Raw genomic sequence first — 17,310 nt, 5'->3', positions numbered from 1 at the left:
TGCTGTGTGATAGGAGACGCTCGCAAATCCTGCGCGGGGAACTTCGCGCTCCGCGCTCGTTGCAAGTCCCGCACTGCTCGGATTTGATCAATAATAAGTCGAGAGGCGAAAAACGCTCAACACGTTTTTCTTTCATAGGAGACGCTCGCAAATCCTCCGCACTGCTCGGATTTGCGAGCTCTTGCATTTTCCCATTTCTAACGCTATCATATACATATATTTCAAAACCGATGTAAATGAAAGCCGGCGGGTTTCGGCAGGAGAATATGATGTCAGACGGGATGAAAAAATTTTTACTGGGTGCGGTTGTCGGTGCGGCGGCGGCGGCGCTTATCAAAACGGATGTTTTCCGCAAAGGCTGTTCCAAACTGATGGTCGCCGGCTTGCAGCTCAAAGACGACGCTTCGGCTTTTTTTGAATCGGTAAAAGAAGACGCGGAAGACGCGGATGCCGAAGCAAAGCACAAAAAAGAAACGGCTGCAAAAGCATAATCATACTTTATGAATTTTTATGTAAAGCATTCTCTTCCGGGGCGCATCCGAATACGATATAATATATCCGAAGTGAATATGCGTCAGGCTGTGCTGGCGCGGAATTTACTCTCGGTTCAAGACGGAATGCATCAAGTGTCGGTCAATCACATCACGGGGTCATTCCTTATCTATTACGACCGAACAAAACAATCCGAACAAAGCATCAAAGCGTTGTTTAGAGCTCTTTCCGATAAATATCTCAACGACGGCGATATGCTTGCCTCCGTTGCGCTCCCGCCGAAGCAGACAAGCCTCTTCGAAGCGCTCATTTCGATGGCAGTATGGCATTATGCAAAACGGCTTTTGCCGCCGCCGCTCAGATTGCTTTTCCAGACGGCTTCGATTGCACGGCGGGTTTTAAAAGGCGGCAAACGGATTTTTTCCGGGCGGCTGTTTTGTGCCGATGTGCTCGACGCAACGGCCATTACGGCAGCCGCAGCGACGGGCGATATGTCGACCGCGTCGAATATCAATTTTTTGCTCGACATCGGCGAAACGATCGAAGAATATACGAAAAAGAAATCTTATGAAGATTTGGCGTCGACGCTTTTTTCCGAAAACGATCAAGTGCAGCTCGTTGAAGGAGAAACCGAGCGTAAAGTTCCGCTCTACACGCTGAAAAAAGGCGATATCGTCGCAGTGCGCACGGGTTCGCTCATTCCGGCGGACGGTGAAGTCGTCAAAGGCGAAGCGCTTGTCAATCAAGCGTCGATCACCGGAGAGCCGCTCGCCGTCGAAAAGCGGAAAGGACACAGCGTATTTGCCGGAACGATCGTGCAGGAAGGGGAACTGTTCGTGCTCGTACGCGCGACGGGCAGTCAGACGAAAGTGCAGAATATCCTCGCAATGATCGATTCGTCGCAGCAATTGAAAGTTTCGTCGCAAGTACGTTCGGAGCACCTTGCCGATCAGCTTGTCAAATATAATTTTTTGCTTTCGCTTTTGACGTTTATTTTTACCGGAAATATGGCAAAGATGCTGTCGACGCTTATGGTCGATTATTCGTGTGCGATGAAGCTCGCAGCTCCGCTTGCGGTTTTAAGCGCGATGAAAGAAGCGGCCGAACACGGTATTCTCGTCAAAGGCGGAAAATTTCTCGAAGACGCATCCCGCGCCGACACCGTCGTGTTCGACAAAACCGGCACTCTTACGGCAGCCGAACCGAAGCTTTCACGCATCATCGTATTCGGCAAAGAGAGCGAGGATGAAATGCTCGCAACGGCTGCGTGTTTGGAAGAGCATTTTAGCCATCCCGTCGCACACGCGATCGTACAGGCTGCCGTAGACAAAGGACTCAAGCATCCCGAGCGCCACGCAAAAGTCGAATATATCGTTGCGCACGGCATTGTAACGACGCTGAACGGCAAACGTCTTTCGATCGGCAGCAGGCATTTTATCTTTGACGACGAAAAGATACTGCCTCCGGAAAATCTGGATTCAATCGTAAAGGATGCGCTCGATCGAGGCGAATCGCTTTTGTATCTTGCAGAAGAAAAACAGCTGCTCGCCGCTTTTGCGATCACCGATCCCGTGAGAACCGATGCGAAAGAGATCGTCCGCCGCCTGCACGGTACGGGCATCGTCAACTGCACGATGATAACGGGTGACGATGCGGGTGCAGCGAAGACTGCGGCATCTCTTACGGGCATCGATCACTATATCGCGCACGCGCTGCCGGAAGACAAAGTCGCATACATCGAAAAACAAAAACGGGAAGGGCATACCGTCATAATGATCGGCGACGGTATAAACGATGCACCTGCGCTCGCAGCTGCGAATACCGGAGTTGCCATGGGCGACTGCGCGGAAATCACCGGAGAGACGGCGGACATCGTGCTGCCGTCGGGCGACGGACTTGCGGCGCTGCTGAAAACGCGGGTTATGGGTCAGCGTTTGATGAAAAAAATCGACGGCAACAATAAAAATATAATAATTATTAATTCCGCGTTGATAGCCGCCGGTTTGTTCGGTTTTATTTCGCCGTCGCTTGCCGCCGTCCTGCACAATTCTTCGACGATCGCATTTGCAGTACGGGCGATGCAGCCGTTATTAAAAAAAGAATGATGCAGATCAATTATTTTCCGGGCAGACTGCGTTTGCGCGATCCCGCTCTCCGCGACGAAGCGATACGGTCGGCCGCCCTCGCCGTATTACACTCGATTTGTCCCGCAGCCGATCCGAAATACAACGAAAAAACGGGCAGCGTGCTTATCACATACGATCCTGACGGCGTGCCGCTCGAACGCTTGCAAACGCTAGTTCCCGCTTTAAAAAAGCTCCGTCAAAAACTCGCCGGTTATTCCGAAAAAAAACGCGGCGACATCCTTTCCGATATAGCGCAGATTCAATCGATTATCGATTCGTGGAAAGCGTAAATGCCGATCGTAGAATTTCATTCGTGCGGAGGGTTTAATACCCCGACGCCGCTTGAAGCTTCGCTGCGAGGCTGTGTCGGGGTTGTTGATTCGTGCGGGCACTTCAATACACAGGCTTGAAGCTTCGCTGTGAGTCTGCGGCAAGCTTGTCGATAAAGCGGTGCCGACCCGTCGCATTCGGATCGATCGGCACCTTTTTAAAACGTTTTACCGAACTCGAACGCCCTTTTCCGCAGCGGCGATAAAGCGCAGCGCTTCGCTCTTTTTTCCCTGACCGCCCAATTCTCCGCCGAGTATATAGATGCAGTCCGCACTGCTTCGAGTTTTGTAAGTAACGCCGTTCGGGTAGAGGATTTTATCGACGAAAGTGTATTGCTCGCTGTCGTAGGGTTTTCCGTCGTACGGCGGAATGCAGTCGCGTTTTTGCTCCCAGCTTTCCGTCGTAGTTTTCAGCGCGCTTTTGTCCGGCTTGGGCTGCTTGGAAATAAACAGGAAGCGATAATTTTCCGCTCGCTTATTCGTAGACAAGCTCAGCGCTCTTTCTTCCTGCACGACTTTACCGTCTTTAAACGCATAGCCGATCGAAAGACCGAGCGTCGTGTCATCCGCCGGCGTTAAAACCGAAGACGGCAGATCGACGGAATATGCGCCGGTTTTGAGAGCGATGCGTTTTTTTGAATAATCGAGAGAAAGAGAAGCGATAATCGGATCCCGTTTTCCCGCTTCGGCTTCGGAAAGCGAAAGGTATTCTTTCCAATTTTTCAATTCCGCCGAATACGACGGATACGCGTAGTCGGCGATAAAAGCCATATCCTGCCGGTGCCCGTTTAAGACATCGCCGTACGAATCGAATTTGAGCATAACGTATACGCCGTCCGGCATCGGAAGCGCATACGCGATCGCCATATAATCGACGAAGGGAAGCTCCCAATAGTTGATAAGCCACGTACGTCCGAAACGGTCGATATGCTTGTCGGATTTGCACGGATCGCCGAGAGACGTGATCGCGATATTTTCACCGGCGACGTTCCGCGTGATTTTGCTCGCGGACAGGATGTAATCGACGTAGGTTTTCGGAGAAGCAATGAGGTTTTTCAGCGCGACCGATTCAGGCTTGACGATATATGCGAACGTGTATCCGAGCATGGATCCGAAATTGACAAAACCGTTGTCGCCGAGCTGATGCGTCGAAATCTCTTTCGGCCTCATGTAATCCCACTTGCCGGCATCCGACAGATATATCGTGTACGGAAAACCGATCATATACGAATTCGAAAGCATTTCAGCCGCCCCGGCAGCACGGGCAAAGCCTTCGTCCGCATCGGGCGCAAAGCGTTCGCCCAAATCGTGTACGAGGGCGTCGGTATTTTTTCTGTAACGCGACGTAATCTCCGCTCGCAGCGATCCGAGGTTTTGCGGCAGCGAAAGTTTTTCGTCGAAAATATGATAAAAGCGTTCCGTCAAAATCGTCGGCAGCCGATAGTAAAACGGAATGTGCACGACGCCCGTGTTGTCGGGGACGTTTTTCGTTTCCGCGAACGGCAGTGCGTAATTTAAATTTTCGTTTTGGCTTTTCATCGCGATGATGCCGAGCACGTCGCCTTTTTCCGTAATAAGCGGGCCTCCGGAATTTCCCGGGCTTGCTGCGGCCGAAAAACGGAGCCACTGCCACGCGCCGTTTTCCTGTTCGGGCGTACGGCTCGTGAGCACGCCGTTTCTGATGACGATGCCTTCACCGAGCGCGTTACCGACGGAAAACACGGTCGAGTTCAGCGACGCATCGGGTGCGACGGAGAGCCCCTTGTTTTTATCCGCAGTAAAATTTTCCGCGTCAAAACAAATAAAATCGCGGTCGGTCGCAAATTTCGTAACCGACGCGATCTTCCACGTTTTACCGTCTTTGCCGCGCAAAAAATAATTCGTGTACAGCGTTTCTTTGTACAACGAAAATACGTGTGCCGCCGAATAAAATTTTCCGTCGCTCATCAAAAACGCCGTACCGATCGGCAAATACGCGTCGTTGCGAATCGCAAACGGGATGCGTTCGAGCGGAAGTTTTTTTTCGTATGTGAGCTTTCCCTCCGCCGGTTTTTCAACGACAACTTCAAATACCGCCGCCTGCACTTTTTCCAAAACGGCGCTTTCCAAAATAGTTTGCGCGTAAACCGAAACAAACGCGCACGCCCAAACGACAAGGGCAAAATACAGTTTTCGTGTGTTTTTTATGTTTTTCATAAAACCAATTGTAACACGCTTTTATGAACATTTCCAGAGCACGAATTTCGTTTTACCGACCCCGCACAAAACATCCTCCGCAGTATTCCGTCTTCGTCGCACCTTCGCCGTTGTTGCTTTCCGCACGATGCGCTATACTTACACTATGACTCGTACAGCCCAATCTTCGCGCGTTCCGTTTTTTGCGGCGCTCTGTCTTTTTCTTTCCGCAGTCGAATACGCGATTCCGAAACCGCTGCCGTTTATGCGGCTCGGACTGGCAAACCTTCCGATCCTCATTTCGCTCGCGATGATGTCCAAACGCGACGTCGCCTTTCTCATCGTGCTCAAAGTGCTCGGTCAGGCGCTCATTTCCGGCACGCTTTTTTCATACGTGTTCGTCTTTTCCGCAGCGGGTTCGTTCGCTTCCGGCTTTGCGATGCTCCTGCTCTACGCGCTCTTTCACAAAAAGAAGCTCATGTCGAATATCGGCTTGAGTCTGGCAGGTGCGCTTGCGAACAATGCGGCACAGGTTGCCGTCGCCCGCTTGATGATTTTCGGTGCCGAAACGCGCTTTATCGCTCCGCTCCTTTTTTTTACCGGACTCGTGACCGGACTCGTGCTTGGCGTTTTTGTCAATATTTTTTGCGCGAAATCGTCGTGGTACAAGCGGCTCCTCGCCGAACAGCTTGATTCGAATACGGCAGGGGGGGAAGTCTCCCCCTCGCTCCAAAGTCCTCGCGCCGAAAGCGCTCCGGTCTTTTCCGCTGCCCCCTCTTCCGGCAGCCCGCTCGATGCCGACGCAAAAACTTCGCGCGTTCAGTTTATCGCCGCAATGATTTTGTTCCCGATCTTTTTACTGCACGGGCTGGTCGTTCCGAAAAGCGTATCCGGCATCGCGCGCGTGTGCATCGTGTGGATTTTCGCCGCAGCCTTTTTCACAATGGCCGCAATAAAAAAGCGCGGCCGCATCAAAGTGCTGCCGTCCGTCTTTATGACTATCGGCATTACGTTTTTTGCGCTCCTTGCGCCCTCGGGCAAAGTGCTCCTTTCGCTCGGCAAATTCCGCATCACGCTCGACTCGCTCCTCGTGGGCTTACATAAAAGCGGCATCCTCACGGGTATGGTATTTCTTTCGCAATTTGCCATATCGCCGCACTTGCATTTGCCGGGCAAAGCGGGCGTATTTCTCGGACAGATGTTTACGACTTTCGACGCGCTTACGGCAAAGCGTCTGCATTTTTCGCGCGGCCGCGTTATCGCCGCGCTCGATTCGCGCCTCAACGAATTATGGGAAGAGTGAGCGCTCAAGCATACCGATATACTGAAAAACAATAGACGCACCGACAGAGCCGCTTCGCCGGATTGCAGAGCGAAGGGCGGCGAAGGAGGTACGATAAAAAGCGCCGTCTGAAATATCGCCGTCGCTTTTTACCTCGAGTTTGCGTGGATGTTTGCAAAAAACGTGTATACATATTTGATTCGATGAAACTATATGAATACGATACACCCAATTTTGCAAACTCGATTATTTTAACGTGTGCGCTCACGCGCACGACTAAAAACTTTTTCGGATGTTGAAACATCCTGTAAAAGTTTTTATGGGAGTTTTCGATTATGGAATTGCAGTTTTTTATAGCGATTACGGGATTGCTTTTACTCGCCGTCATTTTATTAATCGTGCTTATCATTAAAACCGGCGGAACCGGTTCGTCGGCAATTTTTAATCGGCTTGAAAGTTACGAAAAAAATCTGAAAGACGAATTCGATCGGAGCAGAAAAGAAAATTCCGAAAGCGACAGAGAATCGCGAAAGGAAAACACCGAAACGCTCGTAAAATTTCAAGAATCGATAAACGGAAAACTTGATACGCTGACGAAAAACACACACGAATCCCTGACTAATAATTTAACAAAATTTATGGCGCTCCTTTCCCAAAAGTTCGACAGCCTGTCGAGTGCGACGCAGGCAAACCTTTTCAAACAGCAGGAAACCATACAGGCCGGCCTTAAAAATATGCAGGACAACAACGAAAAAAAACTCGAACAGATGCGCATGACGGTAGACGAAAAACTGCAGTCGACGCTTGAAAAACGATTGTCGAGTTCGTTCGAAATCGTGAGCAAGCAGCTCGAAGCCGTGCAAAAAGGACTCGGCGAAATGCAAAATCTTGCAAGCGACGTCGGCGGGCTCAAACGCGCATTGACAAATGTAAAGTCCGCCGGCGGCATGGGCGAAGTGCAGCTCGAAGCCGTCCTGTCGGATTTTTTGTCGACGGAGCAATACGAAAAAAACGCGCATCCGAATCCTTCCGATCCGAAAAAGGTCGTCGAATTCGCCGTAAAAATTCCGTCGAAAAGTACGGAACGCGATTATATCTATCTGCCGCTCGACTCGAAATATCCCGCCGTGATTTGGGATAAGCTCACGCTCGGGTATGAAACGGGGGATAAAGACGAAATCGACTCGCAAAAAAAAGCCTTGGCTTCCGAAATACGAAGCATGGCGAAGGATATTAAAGAAAAATATATCGAAGTTCCGTATACGACCGATTTCGGCATACTGTTCGTTCCGTATGAAAGTTTGTACGCGGAGTTGAACCGTATTCCGGGTTTTGTGCAGCAGCTGCAAAACGATTTTAAAGTTACGGTATCGGGACCGACGACGCTGACGGCTCTTTTGAACAGCTTGCAGATGGGTTTTCGCACGCTCGCAATTCAAAAAGAGACGAGCAAAGTGTGGGAATTGCTCGGTGCGGTAAAAACGGAATTCGGAAAATTCGGCACGGTTTTGGCAAAGACAAAAGAAAAACTGCAGTCTGCGACAAACGAAATCGAAAACGCGGAAAAGCGCAGCCGTCAGATCGAAAAAAAATTGACACGGGTCGAATCTCTTCCCGAATCGAATGCCGGGCAACCGCTCATCGATACCGCTTTCGACGCGGAATAATTCCGGCGGAAAGCAAAACGCACGGCAGCGTTTACCTAACATCCGCCAAATCTTACCCGTGTCCGCCGAACCTTATCCGGCGAATTTCGTTTGCACACATACTAAAAAATCGATTGCCGTAAAAACTTTACCGAGCACTGCATTGTCCGAAAGCACGTTTAGCGATATACTCAAATTATGAAAATCGCTTCGGTATCGATAGTCGGATTGGGTGCGGTAGGAGCCGTCGTCGCGTCCCGCCTCACGTCTTTTTTGGGTAAAGCAAACGTACAGTGCATAGTCGACGCCGAGCGCAAAGCGCGCTGCGAGCGCGACGGCATCTTCATCAACGGAGTGAAGCAGGATTTCAATTACCTCACACCCGAAGATGCCGTGCCTGCGGATTTAATAATCATCGCGACGAAAAACCTTCAGCTCGGCGAAGCGCTCGAAAGCATCCGCACTTCCGTCGGAACTCACACGGCGATCATGACACTCTGCAACGGCATTCAAAGCGAACGCGATGCGGCGGCGGTTTACGGCGAAGAGTGCGTACTCTACGGTTTTATCATCGGCATCAGTTCGATTCACGAAAAAAATCAAATCCGCTGTCCCGTCGAAGGCCGTATCGTATTCGGCGAAAAGGACAATAAAAAAACGGACCGGGTAAAAGCGATCGAAGAATTGTTTACAAAAGCGAAAATCGAAAGCGAAGTACCGAAAAATATTCACCTCGAGCAGTGGAAAAAATTTCTGCTCAACGTCGTGTTCAATACGCTGAGCGCTTTGTGCCGCGCTCCGTACGGTGCTTTTTCAGCCCCCGTTATGCGCGATCTTGCGCGGAGCGTCGGAAAAGAAGTCATCACCGTCGCTCAAGCGGAGGGCGTCCCGCTCACGCAAGCGATATTCGAAGATACGCTTTCGCTTATCATCGGTTTGGATGCGCACGGTAAAACTTCCATGCTGCAGGATTTTGAAGCCGGCAGAAAAAGCGAAAACGCGTGGTTTTGCGGTACGGTGAACAAGCTCGGAAAAGCGCACGGCATTCCGACGCCCGTGTGCAGACTGCTCGAAGCTCTCGTCGAAGGCACGGAAATCGCGCGCGGCATCTGACCGCTTCGAAACACCGGCACGCTTTTCGAAATCAATAGGTTCAATTTCGATTTTTCCAAAACTCAATATTCAATCTGACAATCGCCCGTCGCTGAAGTTCTGGTTTTCAGCGCATTCCGCTTATTTTTTATCCGCGGCGAGTTTTTCTATCCAGCTTTCTTTTTCCGGCGTCACCGTGACGGTATGCTTATCGTCCATTTCCACTTTAATAGAACCGTTGTACAGCGTATGATAAAATTTTGAGCCGTATTTTACGTAATCGTTTACGACATCCATACTGCCGAGTACATCGTTCATAGCGACGATGACGTCCGGATTCGTCGCTTTAATCCAGCGCCGTCTGCTGCTCGTAGCGTTTCCGTGATGATTGGCTTTTGCGACGTCGCATTTCAATTGTGCTTCATACGCATCAAGTACGGTCGTTTCGCCGCTCCGATACAAGTCTCCGCAAAAGAGCGCTTTCGATTGCCCGTAGACGAGCATCATCGAAATCGAACAATCGTTGATAAACTGTGTCGCGTTTGCCGGATAATTTTTCGGATAAACGATTTCATGCGCGGGGCCGAATATATCGACCCGTACTTTGTCTCCGAATGAAAAAGAGTCTCCCGCTTCGAGATACGACGACGGAATATCGTGCGCTTTAACGGCCGCATCGAATGCGCGCGTATAGCGCGTATCGTACTCCAAACGCGAGCGATACACGTGCGCAATCGGAAACGTACGCGCGATCAGCGGAAAGGCGCCGAGGTGATCGATATGCGGATGCGAAATGACGACGATATCGATTTTATCGATGCCGAGCGAACGCAGCAGCCTGACGACGTCTTTACCGGCATCGGGGTGCCCGCAGTCGATGAGCATCGTTTTGCCGTCGGGTGAAACGACGAGCGTGCTGTCGCCGCTTTTATCTTCGCTGTCCTTCGGAACATCCAAATCGATAAAATACATCGTGAGCTTTCCGTTCGTCAGTGCCGCAGACGCACGTTCGGATGTTTTTTGCAGCGCCGGCTGACGATGTGTCTTCGCAGCGTGTGACGCCGTCTTTTGCGTTGATGCACAACGGCAAAAAAACGACAGGCAAAAAACGGCCGCAAATATATAAACAATTTTTTTTCCGATTTTCATTTTTTCATCCTTGTTAATGCGGCATTGCAGAAAATATCGATTTTCGAAAATGCCGCAGTAGTGCGCGAACGCACACACGTATATCCGCGAGTTTTCAAAAGAAAACGGTTTGCCCTGCAAACTTGCAGTTAAACGGGACGCGCTGTTTCAGCGTCCCGTTTAAACATTCCGTTGCAATATGCGCGGCACACCGCCGGATAATTCGTGATGATTCCGGAAATATCCCACGCGTACATTTTTTCAAGTTCGGCCATCGAGTTGACCGTCCACACGTTGATGCCGATGCCGTGCCGCTTCAATTCCGCCACCGCTTCATCGTTCAAATTTTTATAACTCGGATGGTAGAATTCAAAACCGTATTTTTTGCAGTAAAAACCCGCATTTACCAAACCCGCTTCTTCGACGAGCGCTCCGACCGGAATCGAAGGCGCGATTTTTTTTGCCGTAATAAGCGAGCTGTGATTGAACGACGAAAACATCACTTTTTTTTCGAGTTTGTATTTATTGACGATATCGATCGTTTTTTGCTCGATGTCCTCATAATACACAAGCCCCGTTTTCAGTTCGATATTCGTCGTTATGTTTACCGTCGCCGCCCATTCGCAGTATTCTTCGAACGACGGTATCGATTCTTTCGGATATTTTCCGTTCCACGTTTTCGCCGCGTCGAGTTTTCGAATTTCCGCAAAGGCGTAATCGCGGACGGCGCCTGTGCCGTCGGTCGTACGGTCGACTTTTTCATCATGGATGACGACAAGCGTTCCGTCTTTTGTAAGCTGTACGTCGAGTTCGATTTCGTCCGAGCCCGCTTCAACGGCTTTGCGGAATGCAAGCATCGTATTTTCAGGATAAACTCCGCTGTATCCGCGATGTGCAACAACGTTCATAATGTCTCCTACTATAATTAATAATCAACTGTTTTTATTTATTTCATCGCAGCTTTACTGTAACCGGAGAGCATATATTTTTGAAATATGAAAAATAAAATCACAACCGGGATAATCGCGAGTACCGCTCCGGCCATGATCTCGTGATTGTTCATCGTGCCCTGCCCCGCAAAAGTGTCGCGGAGTTTTGCAAGACCGACGGTAAGTACGCGATGGCTTTCCTCTTTCGCGATGATCTTCGGCCAAAAATAACTGTTCCATCCCGTCGTAAAAGTTACAAGCGTTACCGTAAACAGCGTCGAACGGCACATCGGCGTCAACACCCGCGTAATGATACCGACTTTTCCGAGTCCGTCTATTTTCGCGGCATCGATATAGCTGTCGTCGATCGACATAAACGTCTGCCGCAGCATAAAGATATAGTACGGACTCACGGCCGACGGTAGAATCAAGCCGGTAAAAGTATCGGTCAAATTAAAACGGGCGAACATGATATACAGCGGAATAAACGTGACCTGTACCGGAATCATGAGCGCACCGAGAACAAGCAAAAATATCTTATCGCGATATGGGAAATGACCTTTCGAAAAACCGTACGCCGCAAAGATGCCCGTTACGATTTGACTTGCCAAAATACCGAAAGTCATGACGATAGTATTGAAATAATATTTCGGAAAATTGCCTTTGCGTAAAACCGCCGTATAATTTTCAAAGTGAAATTCGCGCGGCCAAAAGGTCGGGCGCAGCTGCAGTATCTCATCTTGACTTTTTACCGACGAAATAAGCATCCAATAGATCGGATAAAACGCGATGACGGTTATGACAATCGCAAGCAGCAGCTGCAGCAGCGAGCCGTAAGAGCGATGAAAGTCGTCACTCTTTAACGCCGTAGTGCGGAACCGATTATCCATAATTGCTCCTTGGCTTACATAGCCTAAATTTCGAGTTTTCTAAAACTCGAAATTTTCCAACCGTTCCATACATCAATGAATGGCGAATTTCGAAAATAAATAAAATTATGCTTAAGGCGAGGTTCCGGCCGCGTGCCGTTTCGAGCGTTAGGCTTACGGAAGCCTGCCCTAAAAAGCTCGACCGCGGCATACACAGCGAGTTTGCAAAGCAAACTCGGTAGTGAGCGCAGCGAACGAAGTTCTCGCCGAAAGTATACCTTGTTAAAAAAATACTTTCGAAATTCGCCATTCAAACTACATATCGTAATTGACGCGGCGATCGGAAAACTTCAGCGTCGACGCCGTAATGATCAACAGCAAAACGAAAAACGCGAGCGCCATCACCGACGCCCTGTCCATGCGGAAGTCTTCCATCGCATATTGATAAATTTTATAGACGAATACTTCCGTCGATCGAAAAGGTCCTCCTGCAGTCATAATGTCGATACTTTGAAAAACCTTCATCGACGCGATAAACTGCGTAACGAACAAAAACAATGTCGTCGGGCTGAGCATCGGAAGCGTAATCCTGAACAGGCACTGCCAATACGTCACTCCGTCAAGCGCGGCCGCTTCGTAATAATCGTTCGGAATGCTCCGCATCGCCGCAAGGTATACGATCATGCCGTAACCGATGTCACGCCAACCGGTCAGCATCAACACGGAAATCATCGCACTTCCGCGTTCACCGAGCCAATTGACGCGGTGCAACCCGATCTCCGAAAGAAAATAATTGAGGATACCGTAGTCGGTGTCGAGGATCCACAAAAACACGACGGCCGCGGAACTCATCGCGACGTATTTCGGCATAAAGACGACGGCACGCATGGCGGAAAAGCCCTTGCCCATATTATTGAACGTCAAGGCGAGCAGCAATCCGCCGACGATCGTGATAAAAAGAGAGCCGATCGAAAATTCAAACGTGACGCGGAGCGAGTTTAAGAGGTAGCGCGTGCCGGATCCGGTAAACAGCCATTTCCAATTTTTAAATCCGACGTATTCGTACTTATCGTTTAATAAATTCCAATTCGTAAAGCTGATCTGTATCAGTTTAGCTATCGGGTAATAGGTAAAGACGATTATCAATATGAGGGCGGGAATCGTGCACGAAAAATCCTGCAGCCTATCCAATGTCCTCGGATGAATGCCTCTGCGTTTCATGTATACTCCAAAAGGAGCGCCTGCAGATGGAACGTGCAGGCGCTTTTCGACCGGAAATCAGTCTTCGAGAACTTCGTTTATCTCATCGGCCATTTTTTTAATATTGCTGTCGATATCCGTGTTGTTGTTGTAAAATTCGGAAAGGTAATTTTTCCAAATCTCGGCCAACTGGTTCCAGTTTTTATTTTGGATACGCGGATAGATATTGTCGAGGTTGTCGAAGATACATTTGAATGCGGGCTTGCGTTTTAGAAAATCTTTGCCTTCCGCCGTTTCGAGGACGGATTTTCTTGTCGGCATATAACCGGTTGCTTCGGCCCATTTCATATTCGTATCTTTGCTGCACAAGTATGAAAGGAAATGCCATGCCGCGATTTTCGTCGCCGGCGGATTTTTTGCCGGAATCAACAAAACGCAGCCGCCGATTTCCTGTTTGCGCGTATTCGAAGCGGGAAGCCACGCCATACCCACTTCGAAGTTTTTGCACTTGCTCACGTACGTGTTATACAAGCTGCTCGTGTGGATGACGGAAAACGCATTGCCTTCGATAAAATTTTGGCGCATTTTCGAGGAACCGTCTTTGCCGACCGCAAAATACGCATAGCCGTTTTTAATCCATCGGCCGATCTCCTTTGTCGTATTGATCGAATTCTTTCCTCCGAGATCGGTAGAAGTTCCGTCTTTATTGATGATATTGACGCTGTTGTTGATAAAAAACGTTTCGAAATACCACTGATCCCAGCCCGGTATGATCGTCCCCCACACCTTTGTTGTCCCGTCGGAATTCAACGTCGACACTTTGGCGAGAAATTCGTTCATATCTTTAAATTGCGACGGAATGGAAACGCCCTTTGCCTTTGCCATGTTTTTATTGTAGTAAACGACTTGCGTAGAGATCAAAAACGGCAGCGATACCTGTTTGCCTTGGTATGCGGACGCTTTGATCATGCCTTCACCGAAGTCGCCGATATCGAATTTCGTCGCTTTGACATAGGGTGTCAAATCTTCGCACAGCCCGCTCGCTCCGTATTGCGCGACATAGGGCGTATTTGCAACCGTCAGCGCGGGGAGCCCCGTTCCCGCTGCATGGGCCGCGACGAGCGCTTGGTTCACCGCCGAATAATTGCCGATATACTCGGCTTTTACGGTGATCATCTTTTGGCTCTTATTAAAATCGTCTACGATCTGTTTGACAAAATCGCTGTACTGATTTTCAAGCGCATGCCACCATACGATTTCAATCGGTTCTTTTACCGTTGTGTCGCCGATAAAAGCTTTGCCCGCTTCCTGCTCCGATCCTCCCATCGCGAACGACGGCAGCACAAGCGCCGCCGCCAAAATCGCTGAAATCACCGTTTTTTTCATAAGGCCTCCTGTGTTGATAATTCAACAAAATTAAACAACAGTCGATAGATATTCATCCGTATTTTTCATTAAATCATAAGGCTAAAACGGGCACTTGTCAAATTTTTCTTGCGTTTTTTTTAAATCCGTGTTAAATTTTGTTTAATAAATGAAAATAAAACCGACTTTGCGCGATATCGCCGATGCCGTTCACGTTTCAACGGCAGCCGTTTCGATGATACTCGCAGGAAAAAATCTCTCGCGCTTTTCCGACGACACGATCGAAGCCGTATATGCAGCCGCCAGAAAATTCAACTATAAACCGAAACACGGTATCGATAAAACGGGCATCATCGTCATCGTCTGTCCGTCCGTAATCAATCCGTACTACGCGACGCTCTTACAGGGTATGGAACTCGCCGCCGAAAAAAACGGCTATACGACGCTCATCTATAACACATATTGGAACATCGAACGCGAAAAGAACATCCTCAGCTTTGCGCAAAACCCCGCCGTGCGCGGATTGATTTTTTCGATGGTACCGCAGCAGCCCGGACTCGTCGAAAAAATGGCCGACAGTCTGCCTGTCGTCGCGGTCGGAGACAAACAGGATGCGATGCGGATCGATATGGCGGAAGTGAACAACTTCGATGCCGGTTATCAAATGGGAGCGCATTTGATTTCACTCGGACACAAGCGCGTTTGCTACGTTTCGACGACGCTCAACAAATATCATTCTTCGCGCGTATTGCGCTACAGGGGATTGTGCGAAAGCTTTAAAAAATTCGGTACCGTATCGCTTATCACGAGCGACGTCGATCCGATGTCGGAGCTTTCGACCGTTGAAATCGAACACCGCACGGGGCGTGCGCTCGCGAAAAAATGCATACGGATGTATCCCGACGTTACCGCGATCGTCGCCATCAACGACATGGTCGCCTACGGCGTCATCGACGAAATCATCGATGAGGGGTTTCGTATCCCCGGCGACTACAGCGTATGCGGTTTCGACAACATTTACCCGTCCAAGTTCAGCGGAGTGTCGCTTACGACGATCGACCACTTTATCAATCAGCGCGGACAGAGCGCGTTTTCGCTTTTGCAGGCGAAACTTGAAAACGGCGATACCGAACACGTCGCCTTAACCCGTCTCGAATTTAAAAACAAACTTATCGACAGAAAGACTACGGGGAAACCTCGGACGAAAGCGCATTGAAAACGCGCCGGAAAAAATACGACGATACGAAAAGCGAAAGCGCGAGCAAAACGGGAGATGCGAAAGGCCGCATATACGATGCCCATGCAAAAAACGCATACACGGCAAATACGCACAACGTCGTTCCGATATGCCGTATCCCCAAAATCAAAGCATCGTGCAGCGCTTTCCGTACCGGTATTGTAAAATACGCGATGAGCGGAAACGCCCAGCAAAACGAAGCGGCATATAAAAATGCGAGACACGCGGCTGCGGCAAACGCGGCGATACGGATCGGCTTCGGCACGGCGTAAAACAAGAGGGCATAAAAATCGAGCGCAAAGAAAGCGCCGCCTGAAACGAACAGCAGCCACAAGGCCGTCGCGGATTTGAAATTTCGGGCAAACGACGCGCAAAACGATCGGACGGCGTAGGATTCTTCGTCTTCCGCTTGCTTAAGCGTAAATTGAAAAAGCGCGACGGTTGCCGCTCCGGACGTAAAAAGCGGCACGGAAGCGACGAGCCAACAGAACGCGAGAATACACACGTCGGTTATTTTATCCATGAAAATCCAAAACTTGTTTTCGGGATTGAAGAGACGAGTCCAACGCATGTTATTTCAGGAACGAACCGATTTCGCTCAAGTCGCGGAAAATCGCATCGGGTTTCGTGTCGGATTTTTGTACGTCGCGCATGTTCGCTTCTCCGGTGAGCACGAGCAATCCGTGAGCGCCGTTGTTGACGCCGACTGCTATGTCGGTGTAAAGGCGATCGCCGACAAAGGCGATTTCGCTGCGGTTTTTCCAGCCTGCGCGGAGCATCGCCATGTCGACGGTTTCGGGATTCGGTTTTCCGAGCGATTTTACTTCGCCGACCCCCGCCGACAGCGAAATCATCGCGCAGAACGCGCCGACGTCTGTGATGTAGCCGTTTTCGACGGGGCAGTTGATGTCGGGATGCGTCGCAAGATAGACGGCGCCGGCGCGCACGTAGTCGCTCGCTTTTACGATCTTTTCATACGTGAGCGTCGTGTCGAAACCGATGACGACGATATCCGGATCGTCTTCGACGAGGCCGATCCCTCCTTCGCGAAAACTTTTGATAAGCGCTTCCGTTCCGACGAGGTATACGCGCTTTCCCGGATACGCGGCGTTCAGATATTCGATCGTTACGTCTCCGCTCGTCATAATTTGCTTCCGCGAAATAACGCAGTTCATGCCCGCGAGCTTTTCGATGTACACGTCGGGGCTTTTCGACGAATTATTCGTAAAAAATAAATAATCACGTCCGGTTTTTTCGAGTGTCTTTAAAAAATCGAGACTGCCCGGTAAAATCGTATTGCCGAGATAAAAAGTGCCGTCCATGTCGAGCACAAAATGTTTGCACGAATTGACGAGCGCGGCGCGGTCTATACCTTTGTTAAACGCTTCGACGTCTTTCGGATCGTTGTAATTCAGCATCGCAAAACCTCATTGCCGCAAT

General features: G+C 49.7%; 15 protein-coding genes. 7 read left to right on the top strand and 8 right to left on the bottom strand.

Going from position 1 to position 17,310, the window contains the following annotated elements; all coding sequences use genetic code 11:
* Nucleotides 1-281 precede the first annotated feature (281 nt).
* Genes HMPREF0860_RS05170 through HMPREF0860_RS05160 form a run of 3 tightly spaced genes read left to right on the top strand, consistent with a single transcriptional unit; the run spans nt 282 to nt 2,908 of the window.
* Nucleotides 282-491: a hypothetical protein gene (locus HMPREF0860_RS05170; RefSeq protein WP_051169943.1), complete on the top strand. Its 210-nt coding sequence runs from the start codon at nt 282-284 to the stop codon at nt 489-491.
* Between the two features lie 9 nt (nt 492-500).
* Nucleotides 501-2,597, top strand: a complete 2,097-nt coding sequence (locus tag HMPREF0860_RS05165) for a heavy metal translocating P-type ATPase (protein ID WP_021330245.1) — start codon at nt 501-503, stop codon at nt 2,595-2,597.
* Nucleotides 2,594-2,908, top strand: coding sequence for a hypothetical protein (locus HMPREF0860_RS05160; RefSeq protein WP_021330243.1), 315 nt, complete (start codon nt 2,594-2,596; stop codon nt 2,906-2,908). The genes HMPREF0860_RS05165 and HMPREF0860_RS05160 overlap by 4 nt, the downstream gene beginning before the upstream one ends.
* 207 nt (nt 2,909-3,115) lie before the next feature.
* Here the strand turns inward: HMPREF0860_RS05160 and HMPREF0860_RS05155 are convergent, their stop codons facing one another.
* The gene (locus HMPREF0860_RS05155; protein WP_021330260.1) at nt 3,116-5,143 is read right to left on the bottom strand and encodes a S1 family peptidase; all 2,028 of its coding nucleotides are present in this window, start codon (nt 5,141-5,143) and stop codon (nt 3,116-3,118) included.
* 145 nt (nt 5,144-5,288) lie between these two features.
* Between HMPREF0860_RS05155 and HMPREF0860_RS13550 the strand changes: the two genes are divergently transcribed.
* The 3 genes from HMPREF0860_RS13550 (at nt 5,289) to HMPREF0860_RS05140 (ending at nt 9,163) form a co-directional block, all read left to right on the top strand.
* Nucleotides 5,289-6,425: a Gx transporter family protein gene (locus HMPREF0860_RS13550; RefSeq protein ID WP_021330239.1), complete on the top strand. Its 1,137-nt coding sequence runs from the start codon at nt 5,289-5,291 to the stop codon at nt 6,423-6,425.
* Between the two features lie 314 nt (nt 6,426-6,739).
* On the top strand, nt 6,740-8,071 hold the full coding sequence (locus HMPREF0860_RS05145) for a DNA recombination protein RmuC (RefSeq protein ID WP_021330256.1): 1,332 nt from the start codon (nt 6,740-6,742) through the stop codon (nt 8,069-8,071).
* A gap of 177 nt (nt 8,072-8,248) precedes the next feature.
* Nucleotides 8,249-9,163 carry a ketopantoate reductase family protein gene (locus HMPREF0860_RS05140; protein WP_021330242.1) on the top strand — a complete coding sequence of 305 codons (915 nt, stop codon included), beginning with the start codon at nt 8,249-8,251 and terminating at the stop codon, nt 9,161-9,163.
* A 120-nt stretch (nt 9,164-9,283) separates the two neighbouring features.
* On the opposite strand, the gene HMPREF0860_RS05135 is transcribed toward HMPREF0860_RS05140, so the two are convergent.
* The 5 genes from HMPREF0860_RS05135 to HMPREF0860_RS05115 all read right to left on the bottom strand — a co-directional run bounded on the left by HMPREF0860_RS05135 (nt 9,284) and on the right by HMPREF0860_RS05115 (nt 14,654).
* Nucleotides 9,284-10,291, bottom strand: a complete 1,008-nt coding sequence (locus HMPREF0860_RS05135; protein WP_156002076.1) for a ComEC/Rec2 family competence protein — start codon at nt 10,289-10,291, stop codon at nt 9,284-9,286.
* A 128-nt stretch (nt 10,292-10,419) separates the two neighbouring features.
* Entirely contained in the window at nt 10,420-11,178 is a 759-nt protein-coding gene (locus HMPREF0860_RS05130; protein ID WP_021330237.1) for a glycerophosphodiester phosphodiesterase, read from the bottom strand.
* A gap of 38 nt (nt 11,179-11,216) precedes the next feature.
* Nucleotides 11,217-12,089 (bottom strand): carbohydrate ABC transporter permease, encoded by an 873-nt coding sequence (locus HMPREF0860_RS05125; protein ID WP_021330235.1) that lies wholly within the window; start codon nt 12,087-12,089, stop codon nt 11,217-11,219.
* Nucleotides 12,090-12,383: 294 nt separating this feature from the next.
* Entirely contained in the window at nt 12,384-13,289 is a 906-nt protein-coding gene (locus HMPREF0860_RS05120) for a carbohydrate ABC transporter permease (protein WP_021330240.1), read from the bottom strand.
* A gap of 57 nt (nt 13,290-13,346) precedes the next feature.
* Complete coding sequence (locus HMPREF0860_RS05115) at nt 13,347-14,654, bottom strand: ABC transporter substrate-binding protein (RefSeq protein WP_021330255.1); 1,308 nt, start codon at nt 14,652-14,654, stop codon at nt 13,347-13,349.
* A 148-nt stretch (nt 14,655-14,802) separates the two neighbouring features.
* On the opposite strand from HMPREF0860_RS05115, the gene HMPREF0860_RS05110 reads away from it, so the two are divergent.
* Entirely contained in the window at nt 14,803-15,849 is a 1,047-nt protein-coding gene (locus tag HMPREF0860_RS05110; RefSeq protein WP_021330248.1) for a LacI family DNA-binding transcriptional regulator, read from the top strand.
* On the opposite strand, the gene HMPREF0860_RS05105 is transcribed toward HMPREF0860_RS05110, so the two are convergent.
* Entirely contained in the window at nt 15,818-16,393 is a 576-nt protein-coding gene (locus tag HMPREF0860_RS05105; protein WP_162146997.1) for a DUF624 domain-containing protein, read from the bottom strand. The genes HMPREF0860_RS05110 and HMPREF0860_RS05105 overlap by 32 nt on opposite strands.
* Nucleotides 16,394-16,442: 49 nt before the next feature.
* Nucleotides 16,443-17,288 carry an HAD-IIA family hydrolase gene (locus HMPREF0860_RS05100; protein ID WP_021330253.1) on the bottom strand — a complete coding sequence of 282 codons (846 nt, stop codon included), beginning with the start codon at nt 17,286-17,288 and terminating at the stop codon, nt 16,443-16,445.
* Nucleotides 17,289-17,310: the final 22 nt, after the last annotated feature.

Origin of the sequence: Treponema socranskii subsp. socranskii VPI DR56BR1116 = ATCC 35536, from assembly GCF_000468115.1 — a bacterium.
Taxonomy (GTDB): Bacteria; Spirochaetota; Spirochaetia; order Treponematales; family Treponemataceae; genus Treponema_D; species Treponema_D socranskii.
The sequence above is the reverse complement of the archived record's forward strand: the minus strand, read 5'-3'. Positions and strand labels throughout refer to the sequence as shown.

What these genes read in the sequence shown, in the direction of transcription:
- HMPREF0860_RS05120 (WP_021330240.1), bottom strand. Translation starts at nt 13,289, where the DNA reads ATGAAACGCAGAGGCATTCATCCGAGGACATTGGATAGGCTGCAGGAT.
- HMPREF0860_RS05100 (WP_021330253.1), bottom strand. Translation starts at nt 17,288, where the DNA reads ATGCTGAATTACAACGATCCGAAAGACGTCGAAGCGTTTAACAAAGGT.
- HMPREF0860_RS05165 (WP_021330245.1), top strand. Translation starts at nt 501, where the DNA reads ATGAATTTTTATGTAAAGCATTCTCTTCCGGGGCGCATCCGAATACGA.
- HMPREF0860_RS05130 (WP_021330237.1), bottom strand. Translation starts at nt 11,178, where the DNA reads ATGAACGTTGTTGCACATCGCGGATACAGCGGAGTTTATCCTGAAAAT.
- HMPREF0860_RS05140 (WP_021330242.1), top strand. Translation starts at nt 8,249, where the DNA reads ATGAAAATCGCTTCGGTATCGATAGTCGGATTGGGTGCGGTAGGAGCC.
- HMPREF0860_RS05115 (WP_021330255.1), bottom strand. Translation starts at nt 14,654, where the DNA reads ATGAAAAAAACGGTGATTTCAGCGATTTTGGCGGCGGCGCTTGTGCTG.
- HMPREF0860_RS05145 (WP_021330256.1), top strand. Translation starts at nt 6,740, where the DNA reads ATGGAATTGCAGTTTTTTATAGCGATTACGGGATTGCTTTTACTCGCC.
- HMPREF0860_RS05125 (WP_021330235.1), bottom strand. Translation starts at nt 12,089, where the DNA reads ATGGATAATCGGTTCCGCACTACGGCGTTAAAGAGTGACGACTTTCAT.
- HMPREF0860_RS13550 (WP_021330239.1), top strand. Translation starts at nt 5,289, where the DNA reads ATGACTCGTACAGCCCAATCTTCGCGCGTTCCGTTTTTTGCGGCGCTC.
- HMPREF0860_RS05155 (WP_021330260.1), bottom strand. Translation starts at nt 5,143, where the DNA reads ATGAAAAACATAAAAAACACACGAAAACTGTATTTTGCCCTTGTCGTT.
- HMPREF0860_RS05105 (WP_162146997.1), bottom strand. Translation starts at nt 16,393, where the DNA reads ATGGATAAAATAACCGACGTGTGTATTCTCGCGTTCTGTTGGCTCGTC.
- HMPREF0860_RS05160 (WP_021330243.1), top strand. Translation starts at nt 2,594, where the DNA reads ATGATGCAGATCAATTATTTTCCGGGCAGACTGCGTTTGCGCGATCCC.
- HMPREF0860_RS05135 (WP_156002076.1), bottom strand. Translation starts at nt 10,291, where the DNA reads ATGAAAATCGGAAAAAAAATTGTTTATATATTTGCGGCCGTTTTTTGC.
- HMPREF0860_RS05110 (WP_021330248.1), top strand. Translation starts at nt 14,803, where the DNA reads ATGAAAATAAAACCGACTTTGCGCGATATCGCCGATGCCGTTCACGTT.
- HMPREF0860_RS05170 (WP_051169943.1), top strand. Translation starts at nt 282, where the DNA reads ATGAAAAAATTTTTACTGGGTGCGGTTGTCGGTGCGGCGGCGGCGGCG.